The sequence below is a fragment of the Flavobacterium sp. RSSA_27 genome, from assembly GCF_051547125.1.
In the GTDB taxonomy this organism is placed as follows: Bacteria; Bacteroidota; Bacteroidia; order Flavobacteriales; family Flavobacteriaceae; genus Flavobacterium.
The window spans coordinates 131,984-153,432 of record NZ_JBPTTN010000007.1; the positions used below are offsets into that span (position 1 = coordinate 131,984).

Here is a 21,449-nt window from a genome sequence, read left to right on the forward strand (position 1 = left end):
TTATCTATTTAACTGAGAACTGATAACCGCAATCCAACAATTTTAAACTTTTAAACCCTTAAACTTTAAACGATTAAACGATTAAACTTTTAAACTTTTAAACTTTTAAACCTCTAATAATGTCCTCTAACGGATTGTATTTCTATATACTCATCATTCACCACTTGATAGACCAAACGATGTTCCAAGGTAATGCGTCTTGACCAGGATCCTGCCAACTCGTGCTTTAAGGCTTCGGGTTTACCAATTCCGGTGAAAGGATGTTTTTTAATATCTTCCAACAATTTGGTTATTTTATTACAAACGGCCAAATTTCCAGATTTCTTCCAATACTGTATATCTGCAACAGCATTGGGGGTGTATTTTATTTCCATAAATCTTCTAAAGGAATAGACACCGATTTTCCTTGTTTTGAATCCTCTCGAGATTTAAGTATTTTTTTTACAAATTCAGGGTCATAGGGTTTTTCTTCCACTACTTTAAATTTAATTTTAAAAGCTTTCATCACCGCTTTCAAATTTTCTATTTGACCCTCGTCATTCGGATATACTTTTATGTGTACTGCTTCCATAATTCAATAGGATTTAGTTAAACAATGCATTTAAAACACCAAACTATTACAATTCCCCTAAGGTTTGAAATACAAATTTACAAATATCCTTTTTAACTCTTCTCTAAGAACTGCTTCATTCTGCCTTCTTTCTGCTTTCTGCCTTCTGCCTTCTGCTTTCTGCCTTCTGCCTTCTGCTTTCTACCCCATCACCTCTTTCATCACACGTCTTCCAATCAAAAACAAAACGGTCAAAAACCCAGCTAAAAATCCTCCCATGACCAATCCTTTGGCTTTCCCAAACTTTTCCTTTTTCAAAGGTAAAATGGGTCGATCAATCACTTGTATTAAGGGGGTTTCTTTTCTCAAGGTTACTTTAGCCAATTCCGTTTGTTTTACCAATTCGGTTAGGATAGCCGTATTCGCTTGCACATCCACTTGTCTTCTAGCTGAGGGTGCTCTGCGTACATTCAATGCCGGATTTAAATTAAACGTATTGTCATTAGCTACCGCTACCCCTGTTATGGCACCATTCAGTTCCCCACGAATAGAATCTGTTTGACGTACCAAAATATCCATGTTCATTTTGGCTTTTTTGCTTTTGGTGGTCACGTAAAAATCGGAAACGGTTTTCGCTAAATTCTCACAAAATTGCTTAGCGAATAGTTCGTTTTTATCGTTAACATCGATACTAATAATGGCAATCTTTTTATCTTTTTGTGCTACGGTTAGACTGGTTTTGGAAAGGTTATCATACATTGCACCTAAAATACTGTCGTGTACACGGGTGAAATACGTACGTTTCACATTCGGCAAAAACTGTATCTTTTCCAATTTGGGTTTGCCTTCCCATTGGTCTCGCCATTCATTATTTTTAATATACAACTCCGCCAAAGTAATGGGTTTTCCATCAGTATCGGGTACGGTACTCAACAAAGTTTTTTCGACCATCGCTCTCGATTTGAACAATTCGGTGAGGTTAGAGCCCGAAAACATACTACCGCCACCACCGCCAAGGTCCAATCCTAAAGAACTCGCCAATCCCAAAGCCCCCCCTAAGCCCCCACTTTTTTCATCTTCTAAAGCAAAGGACAAAGTTGCAGTATAGACCGGTTTTTTAATAAAAGAATAGGTAAGGCCTAGTACAGCTCCAACTATGCCGGCCAATACAATCAATTTCCATTGCGAAAGCAAATAGTGGTACCACTCCTTTCCTTTTTCTAGTAATTCTTTTAAAGAGATTTCGTCGTTGTTGTTATGTATAGTTTCTTCCATAATTCCGTGTTGTCGGTTTTCGGTTGTCTGTTATGGGTTAATTGGTTAACTTTTAATCGGTTAAAGGGTTAATCGGTTAAAGGGTTAATCGGTTAACTGTTTAATCGGTTAACTGTTTCGTTGGCTAAATAATCTAACACTAACTAATTCAACTTTAACCTAATCTATCAATCTTACTACTTACTACTTAATACTCTATTATCTATTATCTATCATCTCCATTCTGCCTTCTGCCTTCTGTTTTTCTGCCTTCTGCCTTCCCCACTCTGTTATCTGTTGTTGGTTAATCGGTTAACTGGTTAATCGGTTAATTGGTTAACTTTTTAATCGTTAATTGTTTATGAGAACTGGTTATTCGGTTAATTGGTTAATCGGTTAATTGGTTAATTGGTTAATCGGTTAACTGTTTCGTTGGCTAAATAATATAACACTAACTAATTCAACTTTAACCTAATCTATCAATCTTACTACTTACTACTTACTACTTACTACTTACTACTTACTACTTACTACTTACTACTTAATACTCTATTATCTATTATCTATTATCTATCATCTCCATTCTGCCTTCTGCTTTCTGCCTTCTACTTCTCTAACCGCAAGGTTCGCAAAGTTGTACGCAAGGAACACAAAGTAAACCGTCTTACAAATCCCTCCTAACTATCCTAGACGTGATAAATTGGCAACAATTTTAAACCTTTAAACTTTAAACCTTAAACAATTAACCGATTAAACGATTAACCTACTTTACTTAAACGATGTCACTAACAACAACGCCAAACTAGTAATCACACTTCCAATACTGACCCATTCGCCAGTGGACATTTTTTTAGTTTCAGGTTTTTCTGGCACTACGATTTGAGAGCCTGGTAGTACAGTTGGTGACATATTAAAAAACAAAAATCGTTTGGATACTGCCGCTTTACCATTGGGATAGATTACATAGGCTTTCTTACGCCATGCTTTGGCATCACCTCCGCCTACAGCTTCTAAATAATAAGTAAAACCACGTCCTTTGGCAAAAGGAATCTCTGAAGTCAACAGCACATTCCCTGTTACTTTTACACTTTCATTCAAAAAGGCAACGTCTATTTCATCTCCAGGAAACAAGGTCACATTGGCGGAACTGGAAGGATGACGATTCGCTTTTTCCCAATCTACGGGAAGGGTGGCAAATTTCAACTCTTCCTTCATTTTTTTCTCCAATTTATTTTGAATGCTATCGTTTTTGCCTAAATTCAAATCAATGGTTTCTAGGGCTTCAATCTGTTTGGCTTGAATAGGGCGTTTGATCTTTACCCCTTGAACATCCCCTAAACTCGACAATCCACCCGCTCTTTTGATAAGATCCACAATTTTTTCTTGTTTTTGCGCCAAAACATACTTTCCTGTGTAGTGTACTGCCCCTGTAACGGTAACTTGGGCTGGTTTTTCATACACGGCTACTCTGCGAATGTTGATCACATCAAAAGGTTGCAGGGCTATATTTTTTAGCTGCTCATTATTGTCTGAGGCAATCTCAAAAGCAATCAATTCCACTCGATTGGGATTGCTAGGATCTTCATCTTCTGATTTGATCATGCGTGCAATTTCTATTTTTTTAGAGGCCGAAGCGGTTAACCCACCTGCTTGTAGAATGACATCATTGAGGGTTAGCGCTTCATAATAAGGGAAAGTCCCTGCTTGTTTCACCTCACCATCAATAGTCACAGTATAGTCTTCCTTGAAATCCAAAATAGAATATACCGTTACTTCATCTTCACGCTGCAAAGGAATATTTTCGTTGGCATCACCAAGTAAGGCCTTTTCTAAATTCACATTGACGATCATGGGGGTCAAATCGGTTTTCAAGCGGACAATACGAGCTCGCTGCTTGTAGGCGTCTTCTTTTAATCCTTCGGCTTGCGAAATCAAATCTGAAATGCGCATGCCAGGCGAATAGGAATAGGTATTGGGTCTAAAAACAGCACCTGAAATCTTGATTCTATTTTCAAAGCGATTCAAAATTTTAGTCACGGTAAATACATCACCCGCCAAAGGGGTATAGCTGCCAAATTCGGCCGCTTTGATATCCTTCACTTTAAATTCTTTGCTTGTTTTTTGCAATACCGAAACGGAAGCAGTGTAGGCCATATCTGAAAAACCGGAAGCAAAACGAATCAAATCGGAGAAAGACTCTCCTGCTTTCAATTCAAAAATACCTGGGCGTTTCACTTCTCCCTCTATAGTTACTCTTTTGCTATAAGCGGGTATGCGAATCACGTCATTGTCCTTCAAACCAATATTGTCGGATTGATTGCCGTTGACCAAAAAACGGTAGATATCAATATTTCGGTAGACTTTGTTGTTACGAATCAATTCTATATTACGGTAACTCCCGTTTTTGGCAGGTCCTCCACCTAAGTACAAGGCATTGTATACCGTTGCTAAAGAAGAAATCGAATAATTTCCAGGTTGCTTACTGCCAATTAAGGTGACTTTAATGGTACGAATGCGACTCAAACTCACCCCAACTTGTGACTGCCCTGAAGCGACAGTACTGTACACTCTTGCAATGGCAGCACGTATTTTTTGAGTAGCCGCCTCAATGGTCAAACCCGAAACCGCAATTTGTCCTACATATTGTACACTCACTTTCCCTTCAACAGAAACGGGGATACTAGCATTGAACTCTTGTACGCCATACACACTCACTTGTAATTCATCCCCAGGCCCTAACACATAATTCACAGGTGTCGCTAATTTCAAATCGGGTTCAAAATTCAAAGTAGGATTATCAAATAATTCCGAACCAAAAACCAAGGCATTCGCCGTATCTTTTACTTTTTTATTGGTATAGGTTTCTTGCTCGCGCAAGGCTACTTTTTTATCCATCCCCTCTTTTTTAAGCGCGGGGTTGGATGTGGTGTTGGCCGCTACTCTCGTTTTTAACTTGGCAAACTCAGCCGCCGACATCCCTTTGGCCAAAGCCATAGGTTCGGCTTGCTCAAGGGTCATATTGTTGGATTGTAACTGTCCTTTGATTTTGGCAATATCTGCATCCGACAAATAATCTACTTTCAAAGTACTCAAATCCTGACTTTTCAAAAGATCTTGTGCCAACGACAACGACGGCTTCAATAGCGCCAATACTACAACAAAAGCTAATATTATTCTCTTCATTATTACTAAAGTATTTATTTTCAGTCTTTCCGACTGCTATACAAACTATTTATTTCCTTTCGATTAAGTTAAAGCTACAACCTTCAACTACCAAACCAAAAAATTCGGAACTAACTTCATCTCACGGCTTCGCCGCTGTGAGTCCCATTTGAGATCACATACGGCAGTAATTTTCGGCAAATGTAATTTAAAATCACAATAAAATCCCTACTTATTTTAACTTAATTTTATAAATTAACACAAAGTTTATGCAACCTTTCTGAAGAGTTTTATCAACTACTTCAAGGCAAACAAATTATAACAACACACCCAACACACTCAAAAAACAAACGGTTCAGAAAGCCCACCACTCCTACAAGGGTTTTTATAGCTATTATTATCTTTTGCCGTTACAACACAAATGACTTAACCTATATATCTGAGCACTCAGAGCTGAATTGTAACCGCAAGGGGAGCAAAGGACTACACAAAGTACCACTCCATGAACAACGTATCTTTACTAGGTTCGACAGTACAAATGAACTACCATTACAAAGATTCCTTTTAGACCTTAAACGTCTAATCTATTGGTTTTAGGTCATTCTTATAACCCCTCCCTAAGCCTCGGAATCGGAACGTACAATTTTCTATTTTCTAACTTCTAACCGTCACCCTGAGCAGTTTATGCTGAGCGAAGTCGAAGTACAGTCGAAGGGCTAACTTCCAACTTTTCACATCTAACTTCTCACCCTCACCCTGAGTTTATCCTGAGCGAAGTCGAAGTACAGTTGAGAGGTAACGATGGTTCTCGACTGCGCTCGAACTGACAAAATGGACTTTACTAAACAAGTTATTAATAAAACAATCCTAATGCCTCATCGAGCAGTTTATCCTGAGCGAAGTCGAAGGGCTAATTTCTAACTTTAAAACACACCCCCAGCCCCTCTTAAGAGGGGAGTTCGTTCAGTGTAACATTACTCATTCTGTAATTAATTTTCGCTCCCTAAAATCCTATAACTCTTTGGAACAATACCAACACCCTGAACAATTGAAACTAATCACCAATTACCAATCACTAATTACTAATCACTAATTACTAAACAAAACAACTTACTTTTTGGCTACTTTCAAAATACAACCTAAGGCTTCGAGTACTAGCACATAATGAGTGCCTTTCACTTCTTGCACCACCGCTTCTTGATCCTTAAAAATACCATGAGGCACAACCACTTTTTCACCAGGTTGCCATTGATCAAGGGCTACATCATAAGTATCAGGAGCCGATAACCACTGTTGGATGGCGGCAATCTCCACTTCTTTAACTACCGCAGGCTGACCTAACCAAAACAAATAACGAACCACCCCGGTAACAGCAAAAACCGCATTTCGTTCTCGTTCTTCTAGTTGAACAAAAACATAGGAAGAAAACAAGGGCACTTCTACTTTTTTCTTTCGATCACTCCATTGCCTTACTTGGACAGTCGTTGGACAATAAGCCTTAACCCCCATCTCTAGCAGTTTATCCGCCACTTTCTTCTCCCATTTGGGCTTTGTATAGAGTACGTACCAGTTCATTCTCGGTTTTCAGTTTTCGGTTTTCAGTTTTCGGTTGTCGGTTGTCGGTTGTCGGTTGTCGGTTTTCAGTTGTCGGTTATCTATTATGTAAACTGATAACTGGCGACCTTACTCAAACTTATTCCAATTATTTTCTACATATAATAGAAATTTATATATCTGCGCTCCTAACACATCATAGTCTTTGATTAGTTTTGAAACTATTTCACAATGTTCAGGATACAACACTAAAATTTTCTCAAGATGGTTGATTGTTTCCAAATTACTACTGTGAGAATAAACCAAAAATTTTATAAAATCTGCCTGATATCTTTTCCTCCCAAAACCTTCAACAATATTTGTAATAACTGAATCCGAAGACCTTCTCAACTGGCTTCCCAATTCGACAACTCATATTTAGGTAACTTCAAAGACATTTTATGCGTTTCTAAAAACAAATTCAACCCTTTTTTGTATATCTCTAAATCTTTGTAACTTTTCATTTATAGAATATAGATAATTAAAATCAATATAAAACAGTCTTACATTCTAAACTCCAACTAATCATATAACGAATAACAGAAAACCAATAACTGAAAACAGATAACTGATAAATTACAAATACTGTTGCTCATAATACGATGCATACGCCCCTGACGTCACACTATTCAACCATTCTTGATTGCTCAAATACCAATCGATGGTTTGTTCCAATCCTTCTTCAAAGGTAACGGAAGGTTTCCATCCTAATTCTTGATTAATTTTGCTTGCGTCTATAGCATATCTCAAATCGTGCCCTGGACGATCTTTCACATAGGTAATCAGTTCTTGAGAAGTACCTTCTGGGCGACCTAATTTTTCATCCATGATACGGCACAAGACTTTGACCAAGTCAATATTTTTCCATTCATTAAAACCGCCGATATTGTAGGTTTCATGATTCTTACCTTTATGGAAAACCAAATCGATCGCTACTGCGTGATCTTTCACAAACAACCAATCTCTGGTATAATTCCCGTCACCATACACCGGCAGGGGTTTGTTATGAATGATATTATTGATAAACAATGGAATTAATTTTTCTGGGAAATGAAAAGGTCCGTAATTGTTGGAGCAATTGGTGAGTACATAAGGCAATCCGTAGGTTTCTCCGTAAGCTCTCACGAAGTGATCCGAGCTCGCTTTGGAAGCCGAATAAGGAGAATTCGGATCATAGGGAGTGGTCTCGGTAAAGAGGCCTTCTGTACCTAGAGTACCATAAACCTCATCGGTGCTAATATGGTAAAAACGTTTTCCTTCAAAATTGTCCTTCCATTGATTTTTAGCGGCATTGAGCAGTATCATGGTGCCAAAAACATTCGTTTTCACAAAGGCCAAAGGATCGGTAATCGAACGATCGACATGCGATTCAGCGGCCAAATGCAAAACACCATCAAATTGATGCGTAGCAAACAATTCGTTAATGAACGCCTCATCAGTGATATCCCCTTTTACAAAAGTGTAATTTGAGGCCTTTTCAACATCCTTGATGTTTTCTAGATTCCCAGCATAGGTCAACGCATCTAAATTGAAAATATGATACTCTGGATAAGTAGTCACAAATCGACGCACTACATGCGACCCAATAAATCCAGCACCCCCTGTTATCAGTATTTTTTTCATTTTCTATTTTGTTTTATATTGAAAAATTTTTATTCTTTGTTTAATTGGTTAATAGGTTAATCGTTTAACTGGTTAATAGGTTAATCGTTTAACTGGTTAACTGGTTAATTGGTTAACTGGTTATTTGGTTAATTGGTTAATCGACTAAATTTAGCGCTTATTACCTCTAACCGATAAAGGTTAACTGGTTAATTGGTTAATCGACTAAATTTTGCGTTTATTACCTATTAACGATTAACCGATTAAACAATTAAACGATAACTTACAGCTTCCCATCCACAGGCACCTGCAACACCCCTTTCACATCGTACAACACACTTTTCTCATTTCGCAAAGCAGCGTAATCGACAGCTAAGAAAGCTTGATGAGCAACCCCCAAAACGATAGCATCAAAAGTTGTTTGGGGTAACGCGTTTGTGGTGGTTAATCCATATTCATGGGCAACTTCTTCTGGATTAGCCCAAGGATCATAAATCGTAACCTGAATGCCATAATCTACCAAAGCGCGAACCACGTCTACGATTTTGGTATTGCGAACATCGGGGCAATTTTCTTTGAAAGTAATTCCTAACAACAACAAATGAGCGCCATTAATGACCACTCCTTTTTTAATCATCAATTTGACCACTTGGGAGGCTACATATTCCCCCATACTGTCGTTCAATCGGCGACCGGCCAAAATGATCTCGGGATGATACCCTTTTTCTTGGGCTTTTTGAGCCAAATAATAAGGGTCGACTCCAATACAATGACCACCCACCAGCCCAGGTTTGAAGGGTAAAAAATTCCATTTAGTAGCCGCTGCTTTTAAGACCTCAGCAGTATCTATAGCTAGTAAATTGAAAATTTTAGCCAATTCGTTGACAAAAGCAATATTGATATCGCGTTGCGAATTTTCGATGACTTTGGCAGCTTCGGCCACTTTGATAGAAGGTGCCAAATGCGTCCCGGCCACGATAACCGATCGGTACAAAGCATCTACTTTTTGGCCGATTTCGGGAGTAGAGCCCGAGGTGATTTTTAAAATTTTTTCTACCGTATGTTCTTTATCCCCAGGATTGATCCGTTCAGGGGAGTAACCTGCAAAAAAGTCTACATTAAATTGTAGCCCTGAAACTTGCTCCAAAACAGGCACACACTCTTCTTCGGTAACGCCAGGGTAAACGGTAGATTCGTAAATAACGACATCTCCTTTTTTTAATACTTTTCCAACAGTAGTGCTGGATTTATATAATGGGGTTAAATCAGGTCGATTGTTTTTATCTACGGGAGTAGGTACCGTAACGATATAGTAGTTACACTCTTGAAGGGCTGTGATATCATTGGAACACAGCAAACCTTTTGTAGCAGCATCAAAATTGGAAACTAAAACCGATTGAAGCACTGTGTCGTCGACTTCTAAAGTACTATCGGTACCTTTTTGTAATTCAGAAATCCTATTTTCATTGATATCAAAACCAACTACGGGATATTTTGTTGCAAAAAGTCTAGCCAAAGGCAATCCAACATATCCGAGGCCGATAACGGCAATTTTTATATTTGTATCCAATCCTTTTCAATTTAAAACAATCCACTTTCGCTTTTTGTTCATAGGATTGCAAAGATAACGAAAACTAAGCAGCAAGTAAAAGTAAAAAACAAGTGCTGCAAACAAATAAAGCAGTGTTCTTCAGAGCAATCACACAACCCTCTGTATACAAAGACCTTAAAGTTACTTTTTTAGCGTTACCACTAAAAAAAATCACCATTTTTAGTGAGGTAAAAAAAGGCAGTAGTACAATAAAAAACAACCCTTTTTTCTTACTTAGAAATCAAATTTGTTCCCAATAAAGTTTAAAAAACAAACTTCTTCTAAACCAAAATCATGAAAAATCAACCGAAAACCCACAACCCACGAACAAATAACCAATTAACCGATTAAACAGTTAACCAATTATCAAATTTACAATCTAATCTTTGCGAACCTTGCGTAACTCTTTGCGAACTTAGCGGTTAAACCATTAAACTCTTAAACCACCTTAAACAAGCAACCGACAAACAAATAACCAATTAACCGATTAAACAATTAACCAACTAAAGATTCTCTTTTACATAAAACAACTGTCCTACTCTATCAATGTGTGCAAGCAAATCCAAATTAGTAATTTTTCTTTTTTGTGAAAGGTCGATTTTGTAGGGTAACAACAAATCATCCAATTGATTCTCCAATGCTAAAAAATCAGAAATTGATAGCGTTTGCTCTACGAGGGTTAAATCGATATCGGAACTGTTCTTAAAATTACCTTTGGCTCTTGAGCCATAAATATACACACTTTCAATGGCATCAAAATCCGAAAAAACACGGTTAATTTTAGCAATATCCTCTGCTTGTAAGCCAAATTGCATCATAAAAGGGTTTTCATTTTCTCATTGAACGCAACAAACAAATCATAATAGTGTTGTAATACCTTGTCTTTAATTTCGTTAGCCGTACTTTCATTGTAGGTATGAGACGATTGATTCCTACTTTTTATCATTTCCATCCATTGTGCCCCATCTTGAACCAACCCTCTTTGAAAAGCTTCTCTAGTAGCATCGCGAGAGCCAGTGATTGAAGTGGTACCTTGGTATTCAAAATAATCCTTCATCACGTTCCAAGCCAATTCGTGGGTGAATTCAAAGGCTTGAATCAGCCCTTGATCCTCCAATTCGTTTAATTGACCTTTTGCAATAAACTTTTGTAATTGTCCGAGTGCTTTTTGATAATTTACCAATCGTTGTTTCCAACGGATATCTTCTTCCATAACCGCTATTTTAAGCTATAAAATTAAACGTTTTGTTGCAAAAAACAACCTCAATTTTGTCTAAGTAGATCGATAATCAATTAAGTACTAACTAGTAATAATCGACAACAAAAATCAACAACAAAAATCAACAACAAAAATCAACAACAAAAATCAACAACAAAAATCAACAACAAAAATCAACAACAAAAATCAACAACAAACAACAAACAACAAACAACAAACAACAAACAACAAACAATAAACAATAAACCAATAAACATATTAAACAGTTAACCGATAACCGATTAACCGAAACCTACGCCCCTATTCCTAAGTACACAAAACCAATGGCTTTCATCTGGTCAGCATTTAAAATATTACGGCCATCAAAAACAAAGGCAGGTTTTTGCATGCTATCGTAGATTTGTTGCCAGTCGTAGGTTGTAAACTCATCCCATTCGGTTAAGATAGCAATAGCATGAGCCTTTTCACAAGCTTCATAGGCGGTAGTTGCTGCAGCAATATGTTTTTGATTTTGTGTTGTGGTTCTAGATTCTAAATAATCCAAGTCGGCCAAGATTTTTCGAAACGGCACTTTAGGATCATAAACCGAAAGTTGTGCTTCTTCATTAATCAAATCGTCAGCCACATAAATAGCCGCTGATTCCCGCGTATCATTGGTGTCTTTTTTAAACGCCCAACCCAAGAAAGCTATTTTTTTATCGGCTACCGTATTGTACAAGGTTTGCACAATTTTGTTGGAAAATCGTCTTTTTTGATGGTCGTTCATAATAATCACTTGTTCCCAATAATCGGCCACTTCATGTAAACCGTAGGATTTGGCTATATAGACCAAATTCAAGATGTCTTTTTGAAAACAGGAACCTCCAAAGCCAACCGAAGCTTTCAAAAACTTCGGACCAATTCTACTATCCATTCCAATCGCTCTAGCTACTTCATTCACATCAGCACCGGTTTGTTCACACAATTCCGACATCGCGTTGATAGAAGAAATACGTTGTGCCAGAAAAGCATTGGCGGTTAATTTAGACAATTCAGAAGACCATACATTAGTCGTCAAAATCTTCTCTGGCGCCACCCAGTTGGCATACACCTCAACTAAAGCTTGAATAGCTTTTTGACCATCGGCTGAAGTATCTCCTCCAATTAAAATTCGGTCTGGAAACAGCAGATCGTTCACAGCAGTGCCTTCCGCTAAAAATTCAGGATTCGATAAAATTTGAAATTGCACCCCATTACCGGTATGGTCTAAAATACTTTTGATGGCTTCGGCGGTACGTACTGGCAAAGTCGATTTTTCAACTACAATTTTATTGTCTTTGGCAATTTTAGCAATTTGACGTGCACACAACTCAATGTATTTTAAATCAGCCGCCATCCCTTTTCCTTTACCATAGGTTTTGGTTGGGGTATTTACTGAAATAAAAATCAGTTGCGCTTCGTCAATGGCTTTTTCCACATCGGTAGAAAAAAACAAATTGCGTCCACGTGCTTCTTGTACTACTTCGGACAAACCTGGTTCATAAATTGGGATATTGTTGACGTCCGCATCATTCCAAGCTGCAATTCGTTCTTGATTCAAATCCACCACCGTCACTTGGATGTGGGGACACTTTTGGGCAATAACAGCCATAGTTGGTCCTCCAACATATCCGGCGCCAATGCAACATATTTTTGTAATCGTCATCTTTTGATATTTATCATTTTAATTTTCAACTTCAACCTACATCAACGGACTAAAATCCGTTGCTACACTATTGGTCGTTCCTACGAAACTATTGTAAGTGATGCCAATACCACTTTACCGCTTCTTTTAATCCTTCTTGAAGGGAGAACTTAGGATCATACCCCAAAATTCGTTTGGCTTTATCAATACTCGCTAACGAATGAGGGATATCACCAGAGCGAATAGGTCCATAAGTAATAGGAATGTTTTTAATTCTTTCATCCAATTCACCTAAATACATTTTAAGATAATTCACCAAATCATTCAATGTATTGCGATCTCCAAAAGCCGTATTAAAAACGGTATTGATGGCTTCTGGATTTGTTGTAGTAATCGCCAATTCATTCATTTGAATGACATTATCGATATAGGTAAAATCCCTAGAATAATTCCCGTCCCCATTAATCTTTGGACTTTCTAACGCCATCAATTGCTTCACGAATTTTGGAATTACTGCGGCATAAGCCCCATTTGGATCTTGTTTTCTTCCAAAAACATTAAAATAGCGCAATCCGATAGTCTCCATACCATACGTCTTTCCGAAAATCTCGGCATACAACTCATTGACATATTTAGTAATCGCATAGGGAGACAAAGGCTTCCCAATGACCTCTTCCACTTTGGGCAATCCCACTGAATCCCCATAAGTTGAGGAACTAGCCGCATAAACAAATCGTTTTACCTTAGCCTCTCTAGCAGCAACCAACATGTTCAAAAACCCAGAAACATTCACCTCATTGGTCGTCACTGGATCTCCTATAGAACGTGGTACTGAACCTAATGCTGCCTGATGCAGTACATAATCCACACCATCAACCGCAAGCGCACAGTCACTAGCCTTACGAATATCGCCTTCAATCAATCTAAAATTAGGATGAGATGCCACCGCTAAAAGATTATGCCGATGTCCTGTAGCAAAATTATCCAATACCACTACCTTGTAGTTTTTTGCTAAAAAATATTCGGTTAAATTAGAACCAATAAAACCTGCTCCACCAGTGATTAAAATAGTCGCCTCCATTACACTTTTCTTTCTTTTTTCATCCAATTTAAAACTTTTGTTAGCAAGTTTTTCTCCGGTTCGCGATCATGATAGCCTTGCCCATAAGTATTGTTCCCGTAACCATAGCCATAACCATAGCCATAGCCCGTTCCGTATTTAGCCTTATTCTCAAAATCGTTCAATACAATACTTACGTTCTTCAATTCGCCTCTTTTAACTCTATTATTCAATAAAGTAATCATATCTTTCTTAGAGAAATTTTGACGAACAATATATAATGTTGCATCACAATATTGATCTAGTTCCAGCGCATCCGAAACCAATCCCACAGGAGGCGTGTCCAAAATAATATAGTCGTACTTCTGCTTTAACGCCGCCATCATTTCACCCATACTTTCACTTATAATTAGCTCCCCTGGATTCGGTGGAATAGGCCCTGAAAGAATAACATCGAGAAAAGGCACCTCGGTAGCATTAGTTATCTCCTCTAAAGTATTTTGATGAATCAAATAATTGACTACCCCTTTATCATTATTCAATTTGAACTCTTCGTAAAGTTTAGGTTTACGTAAATCTAACCCCACAATTACTGTTTTCTTTTCACTCAATGCAAAAACAGTTGCAATATTAATAGAACAAAATGTTTTTCCTTCACCACTTACAGAAGAGGTAATCATTAATGTTTTTGCCCCATCTACATTCTGTTTTTTATACATAAATTGCAGTGAGGAACGTATCGCACGAAAGGATTCCGATAAGGCTGATTTGGGTTTATCATATACTGCTAAACCTGTTTTGTCTCTATTAACACCAACTACTCCTATGATAGGTATTTGGGTCAAGTTACTTAACTCGTCTGTATTTTGAATTGAATTATTTACAAAGAAAATAATTAAAACCACTAGTAGTGGTAGTAAGATTCCTAAAAATAAAGCCAAAACATAATTTACAGAAGTCTTTGGACCAATGAGCCCCCCTCCAACGTCCTTGGCCGGGTCAATAAAGTGAATATCGGACAAATTAGCTGCCTTTACGATATCCGCTTCGCTTCTTTTTTGTAAAAATGTATTGTAAATATTGTCACTCAAATCATATTTACGCTTGATTTTTATCAATTCTTGTTGATCTTCTGGCAATTGTTTTATAACGCTTTCGGACTCCCCAATCTTACTGTTTATGGTGACCAAATCATATTGTAACGATTGCTTAGCGGTGGCAATATTTTCTAATAATACATTTTTTATCGCCATCATTTGATTGTCGAAATCTTTGAAAATCTTCTCACTTTTTACGGCATAAGCCATTTCTGATCGTTGTGTGGATAATGCTATTAATTTAGATACGTTAACTACAATATTTGGATCTTCAATTCCTGCCACAGAAGGCGCTGGAAGCTTAGCATAATCCACACTATTCTTCAAATACGATTTCAAAGAATTGTAGTACGTAATTTTTCGTGTGATTTCATCCTTTTGAACATCATATTTTAGGATTTTATCCGAAAACTTAGCTCCACCATCTTCTACATCAATAATATTCTTTTCTTTTCTGAACGTTTTCAATTCATTACCCGTTTCTTTCAATTGGGACTCCATGGATACCAAAGTACTATCAATAAAGGCAATCGTATTTGTAGCAAATTGATTCTTACTATCTAATTGTCTTTTGATTAACATTTTTACGGTGGCGTTCAAATAATCGACCAACCGTGCTTTGTTGGTTCCCTGCATGCTTAACGTAAGTATTGAACCCCCTTTATCATCTGCTCTTACACCAATCCCTTTATAATTAGAAACCGTTGCATCAAAATCATTAAATCGAACAAAATATTCGTTCCCTTTATAGAATCCTGGATTGTCAATAATTTGAAGTTTCAAATTCAAAAAAGGTAATGAAACTGTTTCACCTACTCTAAATCGTTTCTTAAACTCACCCACTGCCACAGCAGTTTTAGTTTTAGTATTATCAACATAATGATTTAATGAAACGGTACTGTTCTCAAAAGGAATTTTGATCTCATAAACTGATTCTGACACAAAAGTAATGCTGATGAGAGTACCTGCTAATTGTCCTTTCTTTTTATCCAAAATCAATTCGAATGGTACAGCACCATAGGCATCAATCAGATTGTATTCACCTTGAACCAAATAGTCTATATAATATTGTAACTTTTCAACAACTAACTCATTATGGGATCGCGATTGCAGTGTGGTAGTTATGGTTTGGACTTCATCTGAAATACCTCCCCAGTTGAAAGTCAGACTAGTGTTGGATGTAAACAAAGGGTTATTTTCTTCCTTTACAGAAATCACCGTTTCCAAACCATATATTTTTTCTTTTCGAATATTTACTTGATAAGCAATAAAAAAAGAAACAACTAAGCTAATCAAAAACCACTTCCAGTATCCTGCTATTTTTATCAAAAAGCCTTTAAAATCAAAGGTGGATTGATTTTCAAAAATGGAAAAATCTTTTAAATCAAGCATTTACAAACAGATTAGTTTCTTAATAATAAATAAGTGGTGGTCACCAATGACAAAACGGTAATGATAGTACCTAAAGATTCGAGCCCAGTTTTACCTGTACCCCACGATTTTTGTTTCAAAGGTTTTACATAAATATAATCGTTCGGTTGCAAATAATAATACGGTGAGTTTACCACATTTCGGTCTGTTAAATCAACATCATGCATCGCGACTCCTGTTGGTGTTTTTCGTATAATTGTCACCTCTTTTCGATTTCCCACCATTGTAATATCACCGGCATTGGCCACAGCTTCTAAAATAGTAACACTATCTTGAAACAAGGTTTTAGTTCCCGTACTACCTACTTCACCGTTTATTGTGTATCGAAAACCTGAGAGTTTTACATTAACAAATATATTGGCTTCTTTTTTAAAATAATCTTCCAATAATTGTTTTTCTATTTTCAATCGAACTTCTTCTAATGTGAAACCTAATACGTTTATCTCTCCCAATATTGGAATTCTAATATTCCCGTGATCGTCTACCCTAAAACCATTAAAATAAAGTCCGCTCTCAGAGTTTTGATTTTGAACCCCATTATCACCAGAAGCACTGCTTGCGTTAAAAATAGCCACCAACTTTGGATCAATTGCTTTTAAAGAAATACTCAAAACATCATTGGTTTGCAATCGATAGGGTTTTGCTCCTTGCGCTACAATAACTTTTTCTGGTACCTCCTCTTCTTTTTGTTGTAAGTAGGTCAAATCCTTGATTGGAATACAAGATCCAAAGCTTAAACTCATCAAAAACGCAAAAATCAATAGGAATTTATTCATGAAAAAAAATTTACTACAAAGATAGTTTTTCAGTACTAATATAATAGGGTTCGCCTGTATAATTAATTGCCTTACACCTTGAAGGAACTTTCAAAAGGCACTCTTTGCATGATACTTCGTCCTAAGGTTACTTCGTCAGCAAATTCAAGTTCGTCACCTACAGCAATGCCTCTTGCTATTGCAGAAACCACTAGTGTTTTATCTTCAATTTGTTTGTATATATAAAAATTTGTGGTGTCTCCTTCCATGGTTGAACTCAATGCAAAAATCAATTCTTTTACCTTTCCTTCTTTGATTTTCTGTAGTAATGATGCTATATGCAACTGACTAGGTCCAACTCCGTCTATAGGTGAAATTTTACCTCCCAAAACATGGTATACTCCTTGATACTGACGGGTATTCTCAATAGCCATTACATCCCTAATATCCTCAACTACACAAACCAACTCATGATCGCGCTTTGGATTTGCACATATTTCACACAAAAATGTATCAGAAACGTTATGACAGTTTTTACAAAAAATGACCTCGGTACGCATCGCCACTAAAGATTCTGACAGAAAAACAGTTTGATCTTTAGGCTGTTTTAATAAATGAAGCACCAAGCGTAAGGCCGTTCTCTTGCCAATTCCAGGCAATTGGGCCATTTCATTGACCGCTTTTTCTAATAGTTTTGAAGAAAATTCCATTTTACAAAAATACAATTAAAACCACACAATTAAACTCGAAAAAATTCTTGAATGGCATTTCGAATTTTACTTTTTTGTTGATGGCTCATATTTGAACTTGATGGCAAACAAAGCCCTTTTTGAAACAACTCCTCTTCAAATTTATTTCCAAAATATGCATAGCCATTAAAAACGGGCTGTAAGTGCATTGGCTTCCATAAAGGTCGTGTTTCTATACCCTGTTTTTGCATAAAATGTCTTAAATCATTTGCTGTTTTCCCTTCGGACAATTCACTATCAATAAGAATTGTTGTCAACCAAAAATTAGAATAAAAATCATCCCTAGGTTCAGTCTGAATTCTGATACACTGAAAGGTTTCAAAGAGTTGGGCATAAAAAAAATGATTGGCGCGTCTTGCCTCAATCCTTTGATCAAGCAACTGCAATTGCGCCAAACCTATTGCTGCTGCTATGGTACTCATCCCATAATTATAGCCAACTTCCGAATGCTGATAATGGGGTGCTTCGTCTTTTGATTGACTCGCCCAAAACTGAACTTTATTTTTTTGCTTTTCTGTTGCAACAAGCACTGCACCACCCGAAGAGGTCGTTATAATTTTATTTCCATTAAAAGATAAGATACCTACCGAACCAAGGGTTCCACAAAGCCGACCTTTGTATCTACTGCCTAAAGCTTCTGCACTATCCTCTAAAATAGGTATTTCATATTTAATTGCAACCGCCGAAATGGCATCTACTTGAAACGGCATACCATACAAATCCACAACAATTATTGCTTTTGGTTTTTTACCTTTAGCCATCCTTTCTTGAATTGCATTTTCGAGTGCCAAGGGACACATATTCCAAGTTTCGGACTCACTACCAATGAACACCGGTGTGGCACCCAAATACAAAACAGGATTTACAGATGCTGAAAAAGTAAAACTTTGACACAACACTTCATCACCTTTTTGAACACCTAAAAGCAATAAACCTAAATGTATGGCAGAAGTACCCGAATTAGTAGCATTAACCCTAACTTCATGATTAAAAAAACGAGCCAATTCAAATTCAAATTGAGTTACTATTTCACCCCCGGTAGTGATACTATTAGCCAATAATGCCCTTTGCAAGTAGTCTTGCTCATCTCCACTTTGATGGGGTTCAGAGAGAAAAATTTCAAATGGTTTCATGTAACAAAGGCCTTCTTAATAAATGCTCGACTATACTGATTTATCTATTAATATTGATCAGTAGCCAATAACACTAACGAACAAGCGACTTCAACTTTTATATTATTTAATTCCAATAATTGATAGAATTCAGGGTTTTCGGTACCTGGATTAAAAATAACTCTAGCTGGTTTTGCTTCAATAATATAATTGTAATAATCACGTTGGCGAACTGGATTTAAATACAGCGTAAATGTATCTATGTTTTTTAAAGGAATTGCTTTTGTCTTTATAGTCACTCCTGCTACTTCTCCAGCATTTTGACCTATTGCAATTACGGAATGCCCCTTAGCAACCAACATATTAATTGCCTTGTACGCATATTTTTCTGGTTTAGCGTTTGCACCCAAAACTACAGTCTTTTTATTTTTTACCATCTTTCCAATATTAGTTGCAAAAGTAGTTAAAAATTAAAGAAGTATCCCTTCATTTGAAGTCTTAACGTTAAAGTATTGAACCCAGCTTCGGCATTAGAAATTTATAACAACTAAATTATCCCAAATACAAAATAGTTTAGTCCAAAAGAGTTTCCATAGTAAACCAAAAAAAAGAAAAAAAATTGATTATTAGCTAATTATAACTAACAGAGCTAAAGCTAAGGTGCAAAATAATTCATGATCAATGTTACATCAGTATTGTATATTTTTTTTCCAGAGGATACTATTGAATCAATTTCATTTTTATTCCTATTTATGAGGCAACTATAAACTATGCTGTCTTCTTCAAAACAAAGAATTAATTTCCTTTCGAAACTTTTCTGGATAAATACAAACTACAAAATAATCGTCTAAGACGCTTGTTGTATTGAATTATTACGTTTCGTTATCCTATCGAATTTGGATTCTGGATAAAAACAATAATTTAACATACAAGTAAGATTAATCATGACAAAAATTGTAGCTTTGTTTTAAAATCAAGGGTATGGAATTATTTATTTATCTTTTTGCAGCTTTATTTTCAGTACTAAACCCAATCGGAACCGTTCCTATCTTTGTAGGATTAACACAAAACGACACCCAATCCGAACGTAATCGTCTTTCACTATGGACTGCAATTAATGTGTTTATTATATTAGTGGTTTCGTATTTGGTTGGACAATATGTACTCACTTTTTTTGGGATAAGTATCGATTCCTTGAGAATTGCAGGAGGCATAGTGATTGTGAGTTCTGGATTCTCATTATTATCTGGAAAATTCAACAAAAAAAGAGGTATTAATAAAAAAATAGAAAATGAAATTCAGCAAAGAAATGATATCGCTTTAACTCCATTAGCAATACCAATGCTAGCTGGGCCAGGATCAATGTCATTACTAATTGCTTTTTATCATCAACATAAAACAACACATGAAATTTTAATTTCCTTAATGGCAATATTGGCAATTTCAGCTACTATTTATATTATTTTAAGAAGTGCACATTATTTAGCCAAAGCACTTGGAGCTTCTGGAATTGTTGCTATTTCTAGAATTGTTGGTTTTATAGTAATTGCAATTGGAATACAATATATTGTTAGCGCCCTAATCAACATCATCAAAGCAAATTTTTAAACAAAAAAGCCTGTCAAAATAGTTTCTGACAGACTGTATTTTTAAAAGATATTTAATTAAGCTCTTGGCAGAAAAATCTCTGCCATCATACAGCGAGCGCTTCCGCCACCACAAGCCTCAATAGTATCTAAACTTGAACTCAAAATTGTAACATGCTCCTCTAGTTGTGTAATTTGTTTTTTGGTCAATGCTTGATGAGCTGCTGCACTCATTACTAAATATCTTCTATCGTCTGCACCTTTAACTTCAAGCATATTCCCTGCGAAATTATTCACTTGTTCTTCTGTAATCAAAATTACTTGTTTATCATCGTTTTTCAAACTATCAATCACCATCTTGCGTTCTTGCTTATCGTCAATTGCATCTGCACACAAAACAGCAAAAGTTTCTCCTAAACACATCATCACATTGGTATGATAAATCAATTTTCTTTCACCACTTACAGTTTGAAAGGCTTCAAAAATCACTGGTGCAAAATCAAAATCTTCGCAAAACTCAATAAATAACTCTTCATCTGCTCGTGGCGATAATGCGCAATAAGCTTTTCCATTTTCACGATCTAACAGTAAACTACCTGTCCCTTCGAGAAAAAATCCGTCTTGTTCAGCCTCGGTGTAATCCATTATTTCATTGACCACAAAGCCTTCCTCTTCAAGTATATCTAGAATATCTTCCCTTCTTTCCTGCCTTCTATTTTCGGCAAACATCGGGTAAAAAACTACATCACCATTTTCATGAAATGAAATCCAATTGTTTGGAAAAATACTATCCGGCGTATCTGGAATTAAGGTGTCTTCTACTACAATTACATGAACTCCAATAGCACGTAATTTAACAACAAATGCATCAAATTCTTCTTGAGCCTTTGCATTAACTGTAGCAGGCAAAAGTCCATCTAAAACTTTTTGGTAATAATTATTTACAGCAGTTTGCTCATTCATTCTGAATGCAACTGGACGAATCATTAAGATCGCATTTGTAGTCTGTTTCATTATTTGTGTTT

General features: G+C 36.5%; 19 protein-coding genes. 1 reads left to right on the top strand and 18 read right to left on the bottom strand.

Features of this window, described 5'->3' with window-relative positions; genetic code table 11:
* Positions 1-113: 113 nt before the first annotated feature.
* From ACSVH5_RS11150 to ACSVH5_RS11230, 17 genes are all read right to left on the bottom strand, one after another.
* Entirely contained in the window at positions 114-374 is a 261-nt protein-coding gene (locus ACSVH5_RS11150; protein WP_438061514.1) for a Txe/YoeB family addiction module toxin, read from the bottom strand.
* The gene (locus tag ACSVH5_RS11155; RefSeq protein WP_438061515.1) at positions 365-571 is read right to left on the bottom strand and encodes a DUF2683 family protein; all 207 of its coding nucleotides are present in this window, start codon (positions 569-571) and stop codon (positions 365-367) included. The genes ACSVH5_RS11150 and ACSVH5_RS11155 overlap by 10 nt, the downstream gene beginning before the upstream one ends.
* A 180-nt stretch (positions 572-751) precedes the next feature.
* Positions 752-1,825: a Wzz/FepE/Etk N-terminal domain-containing protein gene (locus tag ACSVH5_RS11160; RefSeq protein WP_438061516.1), complete on the bottom strand. Its 1,074-nt coding sequence runs from the start codon at positions 1,823-1,825 to the stop codon at positions 752-754.
* Positions 1,826-2,572: 747 nt separating this feature from the next.
* Entirely contained in the window at positions 2,573-4,987 is a 2,415-nt protein-coding gene (locus tag ACSVH5_RS11165) for an SLBB domain-containing protein (protein WP_438061517.1), read from the bottom strand.
* Between the two features lie 1,089 nt (positions 4,988-6,076).
* Positions 6,077-6,541 (bottom strand): UpxY family transcription antiterminator, encoded by a 465-nt coding sequence (locus ACSVH5_RS11170; protein WP_438061518.1) that lies wholly within the window; start codon positions 6,539-6,541, stop codon positions 6,077-6,079.
* A gap of 108 nt (positions 6,542-6,649) precedes the next feature.
* The gene (locus tag ACSVH5_RS11175; protein ID WP_438061519.1) at positions 6,650-6,922 is read right to left on the bottom strand and encodes a four helix bundle protein; all 273 of its coding nucleotides are present in this window, start codon (positions 6,920-6,922) and stop codon (positions 6,650-6,652) included.
* A 213-nt stretch (positions 6,923-7,135) separates the two neighbouring features.
* Entirely contained in the window at positions 7,136-8,182 is a 1,047-nt protein-coding gene (gene rfbB, locus ACSVH5_RS11180; RefSeq protein ID WP_438061520.1) for a dTDP-glucose 4,6-dehydratase, read from the bottom strand.
* Positions 8,183-8,444: 262 nt separating this feature from the next.
* Positions 8,445-9,731, bottom strand: a complete 1,287-nt coding sequence (locus ACSVH5_RS11185; protein WP_438061521.1) for a nucleotide sugar dehydrogenase — start codon at positions 9,729-9,731, stop codon at positions 8,445-8,447.
* A 524-nt stretch (positions 9,732-10,255) separates the two neighbouring features.
* On the bottom strand, positions 10,256-10,570 hold the full coding sequence (locus ACSVH5_RS11190) for a nucleotidyltransferase domain-containing protein (protein ID WP_438061522.1): 315 nt from the start codon (positions 10,568-10,570) through the stop codon (positions 10,256-10,258).
* The gene (locus ACSVH5_RS11195) at positions 10,567-10,965 is read right to left on the bottom strand and encodes a nucleotidyltransferase substrate binding protein (protein WP_438061523.1); all 399 of its coding nucleotides are present in this window, start codon (positions 10,963-10,965) and stop codon (positions 10,567-10,569) included. Before ACSVH5_RS11195 ends, ACSVH5_RS11190 begins: the two co-directional genes overlap by 4 nt.
* 298 nt (positions 10,966-11,263) lie before the next feature.
* On the bottom strand, positions 11,264-12,655 hold the full coding sequence (locus ACSVH5_RS11200; protein ID WP_438061524.1) for a UDP-glucose 6-dehydrogenase: 1,392 nt from the start codon (positions 12,653-12,655) through the stop codon (positions 11,264-11,266).
* A gap of 88 nt (positions 12,656-12,743) precedes the next feature.
* The gene (locus ACSVH5_RS11205) at positions 12,744-13,715 is read right to left on the bottom strand and encodes an SDR family oxidoreductase (RefSeq protein ID WP_438061606.1); all 972 of its coding nucleotides are present in this window, start codon (positions 13,713-13,715) and stop codon (positions 12,744-12,746) included.
* The gene (locus ACSVH5_RS11210; protein WP_438061525.1) at positions 13,715-16,183 is read right to left on the bottom strand and encodes a polysaccharide biosynthesis tyrosine autokinase; all 2,469 of its coding nucleotides are present in this window, start codon (positions 16,181-16,183) and stop codon (positions 13,715-13,717) included. The genes ACSVH5_RS11205 and ACSVH5_RS11210 overlap by 1 nt, the downstream gene beginning before the upstream one ends.
* 11 nt (positions 16,184-16,194) lie before the next feature.
* Positions 16,195-16,998 (bottom strand): polysaccharide biosynthesis/export family protein, encoded by an 804-nt coding sequence (locus tag ACSVH5_RS11215; RefSeq protein ID WP_438061526.1) that lies wholly within the window; start codon positions 16,996-16,998, stop codon positions 16,195-16,197.
* A gap of 71 nt (positions 16,999-17,069) precedes the next feature.
* Entirely contained in the window at positions 17,070-17,687 is a 618-nt protein-coding gene (gene recR / locus ACSVH5_RS11220; RefSeq protein WP_438061527.1) for a recombination mediator RecR, read from the bottom strand.
* A 29-nt stretch (positions 17,688-17,716) separates the two neighbouring features.
* Positions 17,717-18,859: a DegT/DnrJ/EryC1/StrS family aminotransferase gene (locus ACSVH5_RS11225; protein WP_438061528.1), complete on the bottom strand. Its 1,143-nt coding sequence runs from the start codon at positions 18,857-18,859 to the stop codon at positions 17,717-17,719.
* Positions 18,860-18,906: 47 nt separating this feature from the next.
* A complete protein-coding gene (locus ACSVH5_RS11230) occupies positions 18,907-19,275 on the bottom strand; it encodes a CoA-binding protein (protein WP_438061529.1) in 369 nt (122 codons plus the stop codon).
* A gap of 544 nt (positions 19,276-19,819) precedes the next feature.
* Between ACSVH5_RS11230 and ACSVH5_RS11235 the strand changes: the two genes are divergently transcribed.
* A complete protein-coding gene (locus tag ACSVH5_RS11235; protein WP_438061530.1) occupies positions 19,820-20,446 on the top strand; it encodes a MarC family NAAT transporter in 627 nt (208 codons plus the stop codon).
* Between the two features lie 56 nt (positions 20,447-20,502).
* On the opposite strand, the gene ctlX is transcribed toward ACSVH5_RS11235, so the two are convergent.
* Positions 20,503-21,438, bottom strand: a complete 936-nt coding sequence (gene ctlX, locus ACSVH5_RS11240) for a citrulline utilization hydrolase CtlX (protein ID WP_438061531.1) — start codon at positions 21,436-21,438, stop codon at positions 20,503-20,505.
* Positions 21,439-21,449 lie beyond the last annotated feature (11 nt).